Origin of the sequence: Wolbachia endosymbiont (group A) of Limnophora tigrina (assembly GCF_964263225.1) — a bacterium.
In the GTDB taxonomy this organism is placed as follows: Bacteria; Pseudomonadota; Alphaproteobacteria; order Rickettsiales; family Anaplasmataceae; genus Wolbachia.
Map to the genome: position 1 here is coordinate 138,694 of NZ_OZ181654.1, position 15,466 is coordinate 154,159.

Here is a 15,466-nt window from a genome sequence, read left to right on the forward strand (position 1 = left end):
AAAAGTGTATAATTTAAGGTTTGAACAGAAGTTTTATGGGCTACATACCGCTAGCAAACCGTAGTCTAATATCTTTATACGGACCAGATACGAGAGATTTTCTTCAGGGTGTTATAACAAATGATATTAATAAACTAAGTAGCCAGCAGGCAATTTACTCTTTATTACTCAACCCTCAGGGAAAATATCTGTACGATTTTTTCCTCATTGAGCATGATAAATATATTTATTTGGAGTGTGAAAATGCCCATCTACAGCAAATAATTGAAAAATTAGACTTGCTCAAAACTTACCTTAGAGTGAGGATTAAAGACATTAGTTCACTATATAAGGTTGGAGTTTTGTTTGATGCTAAGTTGGCGGAGTGTAGTAGTAAGTCACAAGTGATTTTTCAAGATCCAAGGCACAAGCTGCTAGGAATGAGGATCATACATGAAGATGAAATAAAAGAACCGGTTGGAGATTTTATTCAGTATGAAAAAGTTAGAATTAAAAACCTTGTCCCAGATGGAGCAAAAGATATGGTGCAAAATTCATCATTTCCGCTGCAATATTTAATCGATAAGATAAATGGTATAAGCTTTAATAAAGGGTGCTATATAGGTCAGGAAGTTGTAAATCGAATGAGCAGACAAGAAAAATTCAGAAGGAAACTTTACCTTGTTGAGGGAAAAAATGCACTTCCAAATATTGGCACTAAAGTAATCAGTGAACATAATGAAGAAGTAGGAGAACTACGCTCTAGTGTCGACAATATTGGACTTGCATTGCTTAATACTGGAAAAAGCCACGCAAATTTATATGTCGGTGGAGTTAGCATTAAGACGTTATAAAATATCTATTCGGGTAAAAGCACCTTTTTCTTGTTTGAATGTTTGTGATACTAGTTAAATTCTTGACTTTCTTGCTTAAATGTATAATAATTAAAGTATTAGTGTTTTTATAAATATTGTGGCTATTAGAAAAAGAGAGCTTTTATCCTGGTTTAGGGAAAGTGTGTTGAATGATCATAATCTGGATCGATTTAAAAACTTCTTGCAAGAAAAATATAAACATGAATATAAAGAGTGGAAGGAGAAGGAATTTGATATAAATCATCTATTTAGCTTAGAGGGAAGAGAGTATAGATATCAAAGTACATTATTGCATGTAATAGTTGGAGATTTTGATTACTTAGAGAAGGAAAGGAAGAAGTTAATACGATATCTATTAGACGAAGGTGCTGATGTTAATGCACTAGATTCTTTTAGAAACACTCCTTTGCACGAGAGTTGTTACAAAGAGGTAATACAAATTTTACTAGATGCAGGTGCTAATCCTTTTATAAAGGATCATCATGGAAGGACTGCAAGAGATTGTACCTGTGATAAAGAAAGAAAGCAGCTTTTAAAAAAGGCAGAGGATAAATACAAGTATAAGGCAATGAAAGTTGGTAGTGTTTGTGGTGTTGTAGCTGCATTAGCAGTTGGTGGTGGACTTTTTGCTGCTGGTGTTGCATTACCAATATTGGCTTTAATTGGCATAGCTGTAGCTGCTGCTGTACTCACTGGACTTATTGCTGGTGGTATTACATATGCAGTATCTACTAAGATAGAAAATCCTGACACATCAAGGTCGGCAACAGAACAAGGTTTGCCTCAGCCAAATTAAGTAAAAGGAAGAAAAGACTTCTTCCTTTTCTCCAAGTTTTTTACTTCGTTAGGTACCCTTAATCCTATTCAGGGTACCTAGATCTGATAATAGGTGTAACCATTGCTCGAACAGAAACAATGTTTTTAGCGTCGTTCTTTAAAGAATGACACTATTTTTTCCATTTGATTAGAAGCCCCTTTTTCTTGTTTTAGTTATTCACAGAATTGTTAATAACTAAGTTGATAACCTAGTAGAGTATATAATTTTACATTTCTGAGTACTTTGGAGATCTATAATAAATATGATCTCCAAATACTAATATATATATAATTGAGAACAAAAAAACTGTTGATAACTCTGAAAAAGATCAAAAAAGACATCAAAAAGAGTATGATTAGATTGAAATATTTACAGAAAAACTTACTCAATCGATAAATATCTTAACACTTTTTAAGAAAAGACAAATAGAGGGTCGTATTGGAGCTAAAAGATAAAATTTTTAAGTGCTTTTGAAGTGATACTTTTAAAGTATCAATTGAACATTTTTGAGCATTAATCTGGAGGTTCAACAGGCACTTTTTTATGCTGTTTGAGAAGAGCAAAAATTGAATTTTCTCTTGCTGAAAGCTTGTGTTTCTTATATTTTCCATAATATACATTATGTAATTTTCAATACTAACAAAAATATCCGCCAATCTTTTAAACAACAACCTATCGAACCTCCGGATTAGTACTTAAAAGGAACTATTAAAGTACCTCTTTAAGTATTAAGAAGCACTTAAAATTTCAACCTTTAGCTCCAATACGACCCTCTATTTGTCTTTTCTTAAAAAGCGTTAAGATATTTATCAATTGAGTAAGTTTTTCTGTAAATATTTCAATCTAATCATACTCTTTTTGATGTCTTTTTTGATCTTTTTCAGAGTTATCCACAGTTTTTTTATTCTCAATTATATATAAAAAATTTGGAGAAAAGAGGAAGAAGTCTCTTCTTCCTTTTTTTACTTAACTACACTACCATACTTGCCGCTGTACTAGCTTTTTGTTCTGCATCAACGCTATAGCTTCTCACTAGGAACCTGCTTTGACATTGCATATGTAATACCAAAAACAAACAAACCCTATTGCTATAGCAACAGCTGCGCCAATAAAAGCCGATATTAGTAATGAAAGACCAGCAGCAGCAAAAAGTCCATTACCAACTCCCACTCCAGCCGTAATACCAACAATAGCACCAAATTTCATTGCTTTATTGCTTGTATTTATCTTCTGCCTTTTTTAAAAGCTGCTTTGATTCATCACGGGCATGTTTTCTTGCAGTCATTCCATAATGATCCTTTATAAAAAGATTAGCACCTGCATCTAGTAAAATTTGTGTTACCTCTTTGTCATGACTATTGTGCAAAGGAGTTTTTCCAAAAGAATCTCGTGCATTAACATTAGCACCTTTGTCTAATAGATATCGTATTAACTTCTTCTTCTCCTCCTCTAAGCAATCAAAATCTCCAACTATTACATGCAATAATGTAACTTTATATCTATACTCTCTTTTCTCTAAGCTAAATAGATGATTTATATCAAATTCTTCCTCCTTCCACCTTTGATATGTATCGCAAGCTTCCGTTGAAACGATAAAAAAGGGTGAAGTTACTGCTATTCACTTTTTGTATAGTTTTTAGCAAAAGCTTCCTCCCAAGTGCCTTGAGTTGCTGCACGGCTATACTCTGTTACTCTATTTTCAAAGAAATTTGTATGTTCCACGCCATTTAGTATTTCATCAAGCCACGGAATAGGGTTATCTTTAACATTATATATAGATTTAAGACCTAATTGCGTTAACCTTCTGTTTGCTATGTAACGTATATAATTGCGCACTTCCTCTGCAGATAGCCCTTCAACATCTCCTAAATCAAAAGCAAGACTTATAAATTCATCTTCAAGTTCAACAATAGTGCGACATGCAGAATATAATTCTTCTTTGAACTCGTCATTCCAAATTTCATTATTCTCTTTAATAAACGTATTGAACAAATTGATAATTGAATTGGTATGCAAGGTTTCGTCACGTGCTGACCAAGCAATTATTTGCCCCATACCTTTCATTTTTCCAAACCGTTGAAAATTGAGCAAAATTGCAAATGATGCAAATAACTGCAATCCTTCAGTGAAGGCACCAAATACTGCTAAAGTTTTAGCAACATGTTTTTTATCGTGCTTTTTACTTTCCTCAAATTCTAACATGTATTCATACTTCTTTCTCATAGCATCATATTTTAAGAATGCTTGATATTCACTTTCTGGTATGCCAATCGTATCTAGAAGGTATGAATAGGCTGCAATGTGTATAGTCTCCATATTGGAAAAGCTTGCAAGCATCATACATATTTCTGTTGGCTTAAATATATTTGAATAATGCCTCATATAGCAATTATTTACTTCAATATCTGCTTGAGTAAAAAACCTAAAAATCTGGGTCAATAAATTTTTCTCTACATTAGAAAGTTTAGTTTTCCAATCTTTCACATCATCAGCAAGCGGAACTTCTTCAGGTATCCAGTGTATCCTTTGTTGCTGCAACCATGCATCATATGCCCAAGGATAATTAAAAGGCTTGTATATTGGATCTGCTTCTAGCAACGACATAAGGTACCTAATTATTTTGAAGTAAATATTATATTAAATGATATTGAGAATCAGTCAATTTAACTTTTTTGAAATTTGACGACAGATAGTTTATCAGTGTATTATGATTTCAAATAACTAATTGACAAAATGCGAGTATTAATATTTTCTGTTTTGCTGTTTTCAGTAGGCTGCATGCACACTATCTATAATCACGGAGTTCCTGGCATTAATGTTGAACTGTGGAGCAAAATAAAAGTAGGTGATGATAGAGAAAAAGTGGTTCATACTTTAGGATTGCCAACATTAGTATCAAAGTTCGACGAAAATGTTTGGTACTATGTCTCATATAAAATTAAACAAGCTAACTTCTTGGGAAAAAGGAAGTACAGTAGTAAGTCTCTGCAAATTTCGTTTAATCAGAATGACGAAGTTACAGATATAAGAGAAATCAACGTTGCAGAAAGGTCTTTAGCTGTTGTTGATTGAAAATTTGCTGATCTATTTTTCATCACAAGTAACTAATTCAGGTAACGTAAATTCACCTATTTAGAATAAAATCTAACGTGACTTCGCGCCAAATGTGATGATGCTCAGCAGGTAAGCCAATTAACGGGCTACATTTATACACTGCACGCATTGCATTATCTGCTGCTGATCTAAAAAGAGGATTATTTTGATAAGAACTACTATCTGCTACGTTGGCTACAACGATCTCGCCTTTACTGGATAATAATAAGTTAATTTTTATACTAAAATTTTCTTTATAAACTATGCCCTCAGGAATGCTCCAACACTCTGTCAGTTTATCCCTTATAGAATTAATAATTTCTGTTACAGCCAATTCATCATCTTTGTTCTCAATATTTTTCTTATCTCTTATTTCATTTTTCACCTCTTTGATGTCTTCTCTTAGTTTTCTTTCTACACCCTTTTTTCTTTTGGGAATTGGAATACCCTCATCAATTTCCTGTATTTCAATAATTTGCCTCGGTTGTACTAACTCAACTAATTCTTTTTTTCTTTGTGGTATAGGAATAACTGATGAATCATTCGTTTGGGCTTTCATTGAAAAAAGCAAAAAACAACATAGAGACAAAAGAAGAATATAATTAAAATAGAGAGGGCGCATATGTTAAGCAGCTTGTTTTACTGGTTTAAAGCTAATATTGCACATAAAGTCAATATATTTCAGTTGACTTAAACTCAAATTTGCTACACTAATTTTATTATCTCTATAATATCATATGGTCAATATACTCTAAATGAGATGGAAAGATGAAGGTGTTATTATAGCTGTTAAAAAATACGGTGATAAAAATTTAATTCTTTCTCTATTTACAAAAAATCATGGAAAGTGCAGAGGATTAACTAGGTTAACAAACAATAGCAATTATAAGTTTCAAATAAGTAATCTATTACATGCAGAATGGAGTGCTAAGCTACCTGAAAATCTAGGTTTTTTAAAGTGCGAATTGATTGAATCTCCATTTCATCATTTCTTTCAAGATAGGTTAAAAAGCATTGCTATTGTTTCTTTCTCGTCTATATTAGAAAAAGTGCTTCCAGAAAGTGAATCCTGCATCAAGTTGTATGATAATTTTAGACACTTCATCGATGTAATAAAACATAATAGCCAGTTTTGGCAAAGTCATTACCTTAACTTAGAGCTTCTGCTTCTTACGCAACTTGGATTTAAGTTAGACCTATCAAAATGTGCTGTAACAGGTGTGAAAGAAAATCTACAATTTATTTCTCCAAAAACTGGTAGAGCAGTGTCAAAAAAAGTAGGTGACTGTTATGCAGATAAATTACTACCTTTTCCACAGATGTTGCATGATGTATACAATAACAACCTACAAAATAGCTACTCATATCAAGAATTCAGACTAGGGTTAAAAATTACAGGGTATTTTTTAAATAAATATCTATTTCTGCAGTTAAATGCGAAATTTCCGGAGTTGAGAAATTTTATGCTATCATTTGAATCTTAGTTACTACTTATTTAAAAGAACTTCAACCAGTAACCACTCTATTTCTACCACTGTTTTTTGCTTTATATAAATATTTGTCAGCACGTACTATAAATTTTTTAACATCATCAAGGTCAGATCTTTGCATTGCTGAAATTCCAATGCTCACAGTTAAATTATGGGTTGTATTTTTATCCACAAGTATAAAAGGTTCTTTGGCAATAATTTTCCTTATTCTCTCTGCAATAGTATACGCATCTGATACATTGGTATCTGGCATTACAACAACAAATTCCTCACCACCAAACCTAGCTAATAAATCTGTCACTCTGATATTTTCAGAAATTCTTTTCTGTATTTCCTTTAAAAGTTCATCTCCAGCATTATGCCCAAAGTTATCATTCACCATCTTAAAATAATCTATATCAAGTATCATAAGAGATAAACTTCTATCTTTTTCCACAGAATCCTTAACAATATTTCTTAAGTGTGCATCAAAATATCTTCTATTATAACAGTTAGTTAATGGATCCTTTATAGACATTTCCACATTATTAAATAAATTCATTCTCAAGGCATCTTGATACCTTTTGCGTTTCACTTGCAAATTAACCCTAGCTATTAATTCACTCTCATCTAAAGGTACTGTTAAATAATCATTAGCACCTACATCAAGTGCCTTTACTAAATTGCTTTTATCATAATCTTCAGAAAGGATCAGAATTGGTGTATAACGTGTTTCTACTTTACTACGAAACTTAGAACACAACCGTAGGCCGTCAGTTTTTGAAAACTGCATGTCAGAAATAATCAGGTCGTAATTATCCTTAATACCAACCTTTAATGCTTCTTTTGGATCGTGCAGTATTTTAATTGATCTGAAGCGTTGCTTTAGAACATTGTGTATCTGCTCTGCTTGAAAGGTGTCCTCATCTACAACAAGTATGTTAGCATCAAAAATCTGATTAGAATAATCCATAATACTGCTTTCTGCTACTCCACCAATCTCAGCATTAGTTTCTCCTCTCAAGCACAACTCATCTATTATCATCTTTAAGCGCACAAGAGACTTAATTCTTGCAGATAAAGCAGTTTCATCTATCGGCTTAGTTAGAAAGTCATCCGCACCAGCATTAATTCCTTCCACTCTATCATGAGTGTCATGCAGCGCAGTTACCATAATTATTGGAATATAAGTCGTTAAGGGATCATTCTTTAGCTTCTTACAAACCTCAAAACCACTCATTTTTGGCATCATGACATCAAGTAAGATAATATCTGGCTGCTGTTCCGCTACTAAATCTATCGCCTCCTCGCCATCATAAGCTACAATAACTGTATAGTACTCTGCTTTTAGCTGAGCCTCCAAAAGCTTAACATTAGATGGTATATCATCTACTACTAGGATTTTTGCTGTCATTTTTTGTACTATCTACATTGTAAGTAGGATAAAGCTTGCCATCTTCACCAATTATGTAATTGACTTTTTCAACGTTATGCTCTTCATATAATTCTTTAATTCCGGTATCCTTCAACAATTTCCTAACTCTTGATTTTACAACCCAGAAATACCTATATATATTTTTAATAAGATTAAGAAATACAGGTACTTTACTTTTATCAAGAACCATTATACTCACTAAAGCTACAACTAAAACTTCTGACAGACCTATATTAAACATTTTTCCTATGAAGCAAGTATTTTAACTCTTCTGATTATGAGTATTAATTTACTTAAATCAAGTTTATAAGCGACCATCTCATCTAAAAAGCTATTGTAGCGCTCTATATAATCCTTATCATTAATAGCCCAAGTTTGAACCTTGTCTACATGATTATCAGTAGCTTTTATAACTTTAACAGCTAGCTTATGTTGATAATTGCTTAAATCATCTAATAAATCATTAATTAAGCTGCGATCCCAATAGGAAGAATGGCTTTTCATCTTGCCAGCAACTGTTCTAATCATATCAAATCTTAGCAGCGACTTTAATTCAAAGTATATTCTACCAGCCTCAAGGATGGACAAAGATGTCTGCTCAGCAACAGATATAACGTCCAGCGCATAAATAAGAATACGTAGATCAGCAACCCTTTTTGCTAGATCTTTATTTATGTTAAGCTCTAACAAAGAAGCTAATCCATGATTATAGACCTCTAATAGGTGCTCATCTAAAATATCATGGCCTAAAGTTTCAATTGCACCCCTAAATTTTGTAACACCATCTAGTTCTACAAGATTAAGCTTACCAAGATTTTTTACTAACCAAAATGATACCCTACCAATAAATTTTTGCACACTTCTCACTACTTGCAAATATGAATCAACATCAATTTTTCCATCCAATTCATCAATTTTCTGCCAAAGGCTACTTAAATTATATAGGTGATTAACAACGATATATATGTTAACTGCTTCATGTACTTTAATTCCAGTACTCTCAACCAAATTATTAATAAATATACAGCCCATCCTATTTACTACATCGTTTGTAATGCAAGTAGAAATAATTTCCCTACAAAGTTGGTGTTTCAATATGGAATCCTTGAACTCTGTTACCATCCTTTGTGGAAAGTAATTTAGTAAGTAATCACGGCACAAAAAATCTTTTTCAGGTAGCTCAGAGTGTATAACTTCATTTTTTATTGCTGTTCTTGCATAAGACATCAGAACAGAAAGCTGAGGAGAACAGAAACCTTCTCCATCAGTTAACATTCTTGCTACCTCTTCTTCAGCTGGAAGAAATTCTACATCTCGGTTTAGCAGCCCAAATTTCTCTAAACTGAGTAATAATTTATGGTGCTGCTCCAACTTTTCTTTAGCTTGCAAACACTCAAGAAGCAATGCTTTTGTTTCAATCCTGTTATGGTTTTCAAGTACCTTAGATGCAACTTCATCTATCATGCTAGCCAGTATTTCATTCCTTTTTTCCAAGGAAATTCCCCCTTCTTTCATAATTGCAACAAAAGCAATCTTGATGTTAACTTCAAGATCAGAACATATTACTCCTGCTGAATTATCAATAAAATCTGCATTGATATACCCACCTATTTTAGCGTATTCTACCCTTCCAAGCTGCGTGCAACCAAGGTTGCCACCCTCTATAAACATAGAAGCTCTAATATCATGACCGTTTACTCTTAATTCATCATTTGCTTTATCGCCAACCATGCCATGGCTTTCACTTTTTGCCTTAACAAAGGTGCCAATTCCTCCATTCCATATGAAATCCACTTTTGCCTTGAGCAAATATCGAATCAAATCATTTGGAGATAATGTATCTTCCGTTATATCAAAGCACTTTTTCATTTCTTGAGAAATTTCTACTTGTTTGCTACTACGTTCAAATACCCCGCCACCATGAGAAATCAAATCTCTATTGTAATCCATCCAAGTGGAAAACGGTAATTCAAAGAGCCGTTTACGCTCCACGAAACTCTTTTCCGCATCAGGATTTGGATCAACAAAAATATGCATATGATTAAATGCTCCAATTAAACTCATATTTCTTGAAAGCAGCATGCCGTTCCCAAATAGATCGCCAGCCATATCTCCAATTCCAATAACAGTTGTATCCTGGTAAATATCCTTATTCATTCTCCAAAAATGGCGTTGTGCTGCAATCCATGCACCTCTTGCTGTAATACCCATCTTTTTGTGGTCATAACCTGCTGATCCACCAGATGCAAATGCATCTTCGAGCCAAAAGTTACATTCAGAGGATATTTCGTTTGCATAATCAGAAAATGAAGCAGTGCCTTTATCTGCTGCAACTACCAAATATGGATCATCTTCGTCATACCTAATCACATTTTCTGGTGGAGTTATTTTGCCATCAACTACATTATCAGTAATATCAAGCATTCCTCTGATGAAATTCTTATAGCATTCAACACCTTTCTCCCTTAAAATGTTTTTGTCTTTATAAACTTGCTTTATTACAAACCCACCCTTTGCGCCAACGGGTACAATGACCGCATTTTTTGTCATCTGGGCTTTCATGAGTCCCAAAACTTCAGTGCGAAAATCTTCCGTTCTATCCGACCATCTCAAACCACCACGAGCCAACTTCCCTCCTCTTAGATGTATTCCCTCAAAAAGGTTTGAATAAACATACAATTCACGGTATGGGCGCGGGTCAGGTAAACCATTTATTTTACTTGAATCAAATTTGATAGATAAGTATGGCTTATCATCTTGATAATAACTGGTTCTCAAAATTGCCATTATCAAGTTAAATATCGAACGCAAAACGTAATCATGTGAAACGTTGCTGATCTCTTTTAGTAGTTCTTCAATTTTTTCTATCAAAATGCTAGTAGTTTCTGCCCTATCAATATCTATTTTAGTATCAAATCTTGAATGAAATAATTCTACTAAATACCTTACTACTTTTGGATACTCTGATACTACTTTCTGGATATATTCTGGGTTATAGCTAAATGATGTCTGCTTTAGGTAGGCGCTTAGCGCTCTAATCAGAAGCACTTCCTTCCACTCGAGCCCAGCAATAATGATCAAGCTGTTAAAATAGTCATTTTTTATTTCCTTGCTGAACACTTTTACAAGTGTTACCTCAAACTGCTCTTTTAAAGTAATGTTGTCTATTAATTCATCAACTCTTGACAACATAAAATGATGTATCCATATTCCACCGTTGATTTCTATATAATAACCATTATGAGATAGAATCTTAGCCCCTAAATTCTTAGTAACCTTTAATATCTTTGACAATTCAAGGCCTCCGTTGCTTGGAGTGTAAACCTTCAATTGATAGTTGAGATTGTCACGAGTAAGCCTCAAATCAACTTCACTGACTTTTTTCTTTCTCACTATCTCCAATTTTTTCATATCATAATACGCATCATGAGGTTCAAAATTCTCTTGATAACTTATCGGAAATGCCTTGCAATAGCGGATAAATATATCCTCAACAGTGCTAAAAGTATTATATAAATTGTCTATAAAACGATCTTCCCACTTTTCTGTAATGTTTCTTAACTTGTTTTCGATACGCAAAACTTCATCATCAAAAACGCTAGCGCTTTTGGTTCTTAGCACCACGTGTAATTTCATCAAATCATATTCATTGATAATGTGATTGTTATAAATATCTGAACTTTCTGCATTCGTTTCATCTTTCAATATATCGCGTATCTTAAACATTAGTCTTGCACTAGCATAACGCATCGGTATCAATACTATGCAACTAATAAAGTTCCCTACCTTTCTCAAAAATAATTTGACTCTTGGTCTAATCGCAAGAGACATGATCGAGGTGCAAATTTCAAATAACTCGTCTTCATTTGATTGGAATAATTCGTCACAAGAAAATGCCTGTAAAATGGAAATTAAAGCTTTATTGTTATGGCCACCAGGAACAAATCCTGCCTTTTTTTCTATTGTTGTAACCTTATCCTTTATTACCGGAATAGTTCGAATATCTTGCACTTCTGCTATAGAAGTAAATAGCCCAAAAAAATGCTGTTCCCTTATTACATCACCCTGATCATTAAATTCTTTCACTCCTATACAATTCATATAGGTACGCCGATGAACTATTGAGATTAGGTCTGATCTTAGTATGTATAAAGAATTCAAGCTTTCAGAAAAAATTGATGAATTTTGGTACTCTTCACTTGCTCTCATTAACCCGAGGCTCTCCTTACCACTTAGAGCAAGCTTTCCTTCTTTATTAGTAATGTATTCTTGATAACCTAAAAATACAAAATTGTTATTTTTCAACCAAGCTAGAAAATCTCTGCCTCCAGCATCCAATGCCGGATGCTCAAGAAGCTTCTTGAGCATCCATTGCCAGTCCCTTACAACGCAGTTAACTGCTTTTAGCGTCTTTCGTAGAGATTCTTCTAGTGTATCAACAAAGCTATCACTTATGCCTTTAATAATTACATATATTACTGACTCTTTGATTCCATTACTTTCTTCCAAAAGATGAATTTTATCTATTAGGCTATTTTTTCTTTGAACATTAATTATGCTGTTACTATAATAGCATATAGTTAAACCGTGTGACTTAATAGTGGAAATGACAGAATCCACTAAAAAGGGCATGTCATAATTTGTGATTTTAATTATAGTGAAATTGCCTTCTATTCCTGAAATATCATTTACATTACTTACTGCCAATTTACTTTCTTCTTTTTCTTTTTTAAGAATGAAGTTGTATGCATCTTCTGCAATGTATAAAAGAAATTTATCGTTGACTTTTAGGTCACTATTATAAACAAAATTATAAAAGTACTGTATAAACTCTTTAATTTTTTCTTTCTCTTTTTTATTCCCTTGATCAACTAGCTTAAATAAAGACTCAACATTAACATTATGATTTATACACATTTTTCAAAACAAAAATACACAGCGAATCTAGATCTTTTTAACTAAGATTTCGTTACCAGAAGTATACACTATTAGCTCATCTCCTTCTACTATTTCCCCCGATAAAACTAACTTAGCTAGATTATTTTGAATGCATTCTTGTATTACCCTTTTCAGAGGCCGCGCTCCATATTCAGGGTCATATCCAGTTTGTGCTATTAGTTCTTTAGCTTCTTGCGATAAACTAATACTCAGTTTACGCTTAGCAAGCATCTTTTGTAAATAAGAGAATTGAACATCTATAATTTTATCAATGTCATCTTTGGTTAAGCTGTGGAATATAATAATTTCATCCAGTCTATTTAAAAATTCTGGACGAAACGCTGACTTAACTATTTTCATCACCTCATCTTTCACAGATTCGGTAGCTCCTCTTAGCATCACCTCAGCACCAAGGTTAGAAGTTAGAATCAGTATGGTATTGCGAAAATCAATCAATTTACCGTGGCTATCGGTGAGCCTGCCTTCATCCAAGATCTGCAGCAATATATTAAATATATCTGGATTTGCCTTTTCTATCTCATCAAACAAAATTACCTGATATGGTCTTCTCCTTACTGCCTCAGTTAACCTGCCACCTTGTTCATAGCCAACATATCCTGGAGGCGCACCAATTAACTTTGAAACGGAGTGTTTTTCCATATATTCTGACATATCAAAGCGTAGAAGTGCTGATTGATCATCAAACAAAAATTCGGCAAGGGATTTTGCCAACTCTGTTTTTCCAACTCCGGTTGGACCTAAGAATAAAAATGAACCAAAAGGTCGATTAGTATCCTGAACACCAGAGCGGGAGCGCCTTACTGCATTACTTATCGCTTCAATTGCATCTCTCTGCCCTATTACTCTTTTTCCTATTTCATTTTCCATGTTAAGGAGCTTTTCCTTTTCACTATGTATCATGTTATCAACTGGAATGCCTGTCCATTTTGAAACAATATTTGCAATATCACTCTCAGTAACTTCTTTCTTTAGGAAACTATCAGTAACTTTTTCCTGATTTTTTAACTCATTTTCAAGTTGAGGAATCACACCATACATCAATTCCCCTGCCCTTCCTAAATTTCCATTACGCTGAGCCAGTTCCAACTCTTTTCTCGAGTTATCCAATTTTTCAGCTGTTTCTTGTATTTTAGCTATCTTATTCTTTTCCATCTGCCATTTACTGCTTAAGTCAGCAAATTTACTGTTTAGACTCTCAATTTCCTCATTTATCTTTTTTAAACGTTGCTTAGAGTTTTCATCACTTTCTTTTTTCAAAGCCTCTGATTCAATTTTTAGTTGTATAATCTTTCTCTCAAGTTCGTCAATAACCTCAGGTTTGCTATCCATCTCAATTCTTACTCTGCTTGCTGCCTCATCAATTAAATCAATCGCTTTATCAGGTAAAAATCTATCTGTTATATATCTATTAGAAAGCGTTGCAGCAGCAATTATTGCACCATCTGTGATTCTAATACCATGATGCACCTCATATCTCTCCTTCAAACCTCTCAGTATTGAAATAGTATCAGTTTCAGTTGGTTGAGAAATAAACACAGGCTGAAAACGCCTTGCAAGCGCAGGATCTTTCTCTATATGTTGACGATACTCATCTAAAGTTGTAGCTCCTATACAGCGAATTTCTCCACGCGCAAGAGCAGGCTTTAGCAAATTTGAAGCGTCCATTGCACCACTTGTTGCTCCTGCTCCAACTAAAGTATGAAGCTCATCTATAAATAAGATAACTTTCCCCTCTGCTTTTGAAATATCATTGATTACTGCTTTTAATCTTTCTTCGAATTCTCCTCTGAATTTTGTTCCAGCAATTAACGCACCTAGATCCAAAGCTAAAACTTTTGCATCACGCAAACCAAGTGGTACATCATTTGCAACAATTCTGTTTGCTAAACCTTCAACTATTGCAGTTTTTCCAACACCAGGTTCACCTATCAGTACTGGATTATTTTTTGTTCGCCTCAACGATACCTGCATAGTTCTTCTGATTTCCTCATCACGACCAATTACAGGATCAAGCTTACCTTGCATAGCAAGCTCTGTAATATCTTTTGTATACCTCTTTGCCGCATTTAATTTTTCCTCGCTATTTGGAGAGTCTGCACTGCCACCTTTTCTCATTTCTGCAATAACTGAATTTAATTTTTGCGGTGTTACACCACCTTCTGCTAAAATTTTACCTACAATTTCATCTTTTTGTGCAGCAAGGCCCTGCAGTAACCGCTCAACAGTAACAAATGTGTCTTTATTTCTCCTCGCAATACCAATTGAATCATCAAAAACTTTTGCTACCTCTCTTGAAAGCTGAAGTCCACCACTACCTGGTCCTCCAACCACTGGAAACTTTTTAATTGCACTACTCACAGCATCAGAAATATTCTGAACATTTCCACCACAAGCGCCTATCAAATCCTGAACTAAACCTGACTCATCTTCAAGCATTACTTTAAGTAAATGTTCAGGCATAAAAATCTGATGCCCAGCTCCCAATGCTTTCATTTGAGCGCTCTGGATTAGGCTTTTTGCTTTTTCGGTAAATTTATTCAAGTCCATAATACAAATTTAACTCATACTTGCTGGTATATATAACAACTACTTTCTCAATTTTAAACTTAAAGTCATTCATCAATAAAAATTTTCTAAGTTCATACAAAACAAGAAAAAGCAGATTCTCTACAAAAGAGAAAACTTATATTAAAATATTAATTTGTTTTAAAACTAAACTAATGTTAAGATATAAAGCATATAGCTTAATTTTTTTATAAAAGAGCAATGAATATCAATGATTTTAACATAAAGAACTTAACAACAATTTCTATAGTACAAGAAATAAAGAATGGCGTTA

The 15,466-nt window shown here is 33.6% G+C and carries 12 protein-coding genes; 4 read left to right on the forward strand and 8 right to left on the reverse strand.

Features of this window, described 5'->3' with window-relative positions:
* The first annotated feature begins 35 nt into the window (after positions 1-35).
* Positions 36-833, forward strand: coding sequence for a YgfZ/GcvT domain-containing protein (locus ACE38P_RS00690; RefSeq protein WP_264331039.1), 798 nt, complete (start codon positions 36-38; stop codon positions 831-833).
* Positions 834-996: 163 nt separating this feature from the next.
* Positions 997-1,650, forward strand: a complete 654-nt coding sequence (locus ACE38P_RS00695) for an ankyrin repeat domain-containing protein (protein ID WP_374699332.1) — start codon at positions 997-999, stop codon at positions 1,648-1,650.
* A 1,053-nt stretch (positions 1,651-2,703) separates the two neighbouring features.
* Here ACE38P_RS00695 and ACE38P_RS00700 read toward each other — a convergent pair.
* The 3 genes from ACE38P_RS00700 to ACE38P_RS00710 form a co-directional block, all read right to left on the reverse strand.
* Positions 2,704-2,877 carry a hypothetical protein gene (locus tag ACE38P_RS00700; protein WP_374699333.1) on the reverse strand — a complete coding sequence of 58 codons (174 nt, stop codon included), beginning with the start codon at positions 2,875-2,877 and terminating at the stop codon, positions 2,704-2,706.
* A 4-nt stretch (positions 2,878-2,881) separates the two neighbouring features.
* Positions 2,882-3,154, reverse strand: coding sequence for an ankyrin repeat domain-containing protein (locus tag ACE38P_RS00705; RefSeq protein ID WP_264683355.1), 273 nt, complete (start codon positions 3,152-3,154; stop codon positions 2,882-2,884).
* 131 nt (positions 3,155-3,285) lie between these two features.
* Positions 3,286-4,275, reverse strand: coding sequence for a ribonucleotide-diphosphate reductase subunit beta (locus tag ACE38P_RS00710; protein ID WP_064085230.1), 990 nt, complete (start codon positions 4,273-4,275; stop codon positions 3,286-3,288).
* Between the two features lie 129 nt (positions 4,276-4,404).
* Here ACE38P_RS00710 and ACE38P_RS00715 point away from each other — a divergent pair, with 129 nt between their 5' ends.
* Entirely contained in the window at positions 4,405-4,743 is a 339-nt protein-coding gene (locus ACE38P_RS00715; protein ID WP_029237605.1) for an outer membrane protein assembly factor BamE, read from the forward strand.
* A 52-nt stretch (positions 4,744-4,795) separates the two neighbouring features.
* On the opposite strand, the gene ACE38P_RS00720 is transcribed toward ACE38P_RS00715, so the two are convergent.
* Positions 4,796-5,323, reverse strand: coding sequence for a hypothetical protein (locus tag ACE38P_RS00720; protein WP_010401890.1), 528 nt, complete (start codon positions 5,321-5,323; stop codon positions 4,796-4,798).
* A gap of 196 nt (positions 5,324-5,519) precedes the next feature.
* On the opposite strand from ACE38P_RS00720, the gene recO reads away from it, so the two are divergent.
* Positions 5,520-6,248, forward strand: a complete 729-nt coding sequence (recO, locus tag ACE38P_RS00725; protein ID WP_007302913.1) for a DNA repair protein RecO — start codon at positions 5,520-5,522, stop codon at positions 6,246-6,248.
* A 22-nt stretch (positions 6,249-6,270) separates the two neighbouring features.
* On the opposite strand, the gene ACE38P_RS00730 is transcribed toward recO, so the two are convergent.
* From ACE38P_RS00730 to clpB, 4 genes are read right to left on the reverse strand one after another with little or no spacing between them, the layout of a single operon-like run.
* Positions 6,271-7,647, reverse strand: a complete 1,377-nt coding sequence (locus ACE38P_RS00730; RefSeq protein ID WP_010401888.1) for a PleD family two-component system response regulator — start codon at positions 7,645-7,647, stop codon at positions 6,271-6,273.
* Positions 7,619-7,909: a hypothetical protein gene (locus ACE38P_RS00735; RefSeq protein WP_264687230.1), complete on the reverse strand. Its 291-nt coding sequence runs from the start codon at positions 7,907-7,909 to the stop codon at positions 7,619-7,621. The genes ACE38P_RS00730 and ACE38P_RS00735 overlap by 29 nt, the downstream gene beginning before the upstream one ends.
* Before the next feature lie 5 nt (positions 7,910-7,914).
* Entirely contained in the window at positions 7,915-12,585 is a 4,671-nt protein-coding gene (locus tag ACE38P_RS00740; RefSeq protein ID WP_374699334.1) for an NAD-glutamate dehydrogenase, read from the reverse strand.
* Between the two features lie 27 nt (positions 12,586-12,612).
* Positions 12,613-15,174, reverse strand: coding sequence for an ATP-dependent chaperone ClpB (gene clpB / locus ACE38P_RS00745; RefSeq protein ID WP_264375574.1), 2,562 nt, complete (start codon positions 15,172-15,174; stop codon positions 12,613-12,615).
* Between the last annotated feature and the right edge of the window lie 292 nt (positions 15,175-15,466).

Coding starts and splice junctions, on each gene's coding strand:
- ACE38P_RS00690 (WP_264331039.1), top strand. CDS start 36: ATGGGCTACATACCGCTAGCAAACCGTAGTCTAATATCTTTATACGGA.
- ACE38P_RS00700 (WP_374699333.1), bottom strand. CDS start 2,877: ATGAAATTTGGTGCTATTGTTGGTATTACGGCTGGAGTGGGAGTTGGT.
- ACE38P_RS00710 (WP_064085230.1), bottom strand. CDS start 4,275: ATGTCGTTGCTAGAAGCAGATCCAATATACAAGCCTTTTAATTATCCT.
- ACE38P_RS00715 (WP_029237605.1), top strand. CDS start 4,405: ATGCGAGTATTAATATTTTCTGTTTTGCTGTTTTCAGTAGGCTGCATG.
- ACE38P_RS00720 (WP_010401890.1), bottom strand. CDS start 5,323: ATGAAAGCCCAAACGAATGATTCATCAGTTATTCCTATACCACAAAGA.
- recO (WP_007302913.1), top strand. CDS start 5,520: ATGAGATGGAAAGATGAAGGTGTTATTATAGCTGTTAAAAAATACGGT.
- ACE38P_RS00730 (WP_010401888.1), bottom strand. CDS start 7,647: ATGACAGCAAAAATCCTAGTAGTAGATGATATACCATCTAATGTTAAG.
- ACE38P_RS00735 (WP_264687230.1), bottom strand. CDS start 7,909: ATGTTTAATATAGGTCTGTCAGAAGTTTTAGTTGTAGCTTTAGTGAGT.
- ACE38P_RS00740 (WP_374699334.1), bottom strand. CDS start 12,585: ATGTGTATAAATCATAATGTTAATGTTGAGTCTTTATTTAAGCTAGTT.
- clpB (WP_264375574.1), bottom strand. CDS start 15,174: ATGGACTTGAATAAATTTACCGAAAAAGCAAAAAGCCTAATCCAGAGC.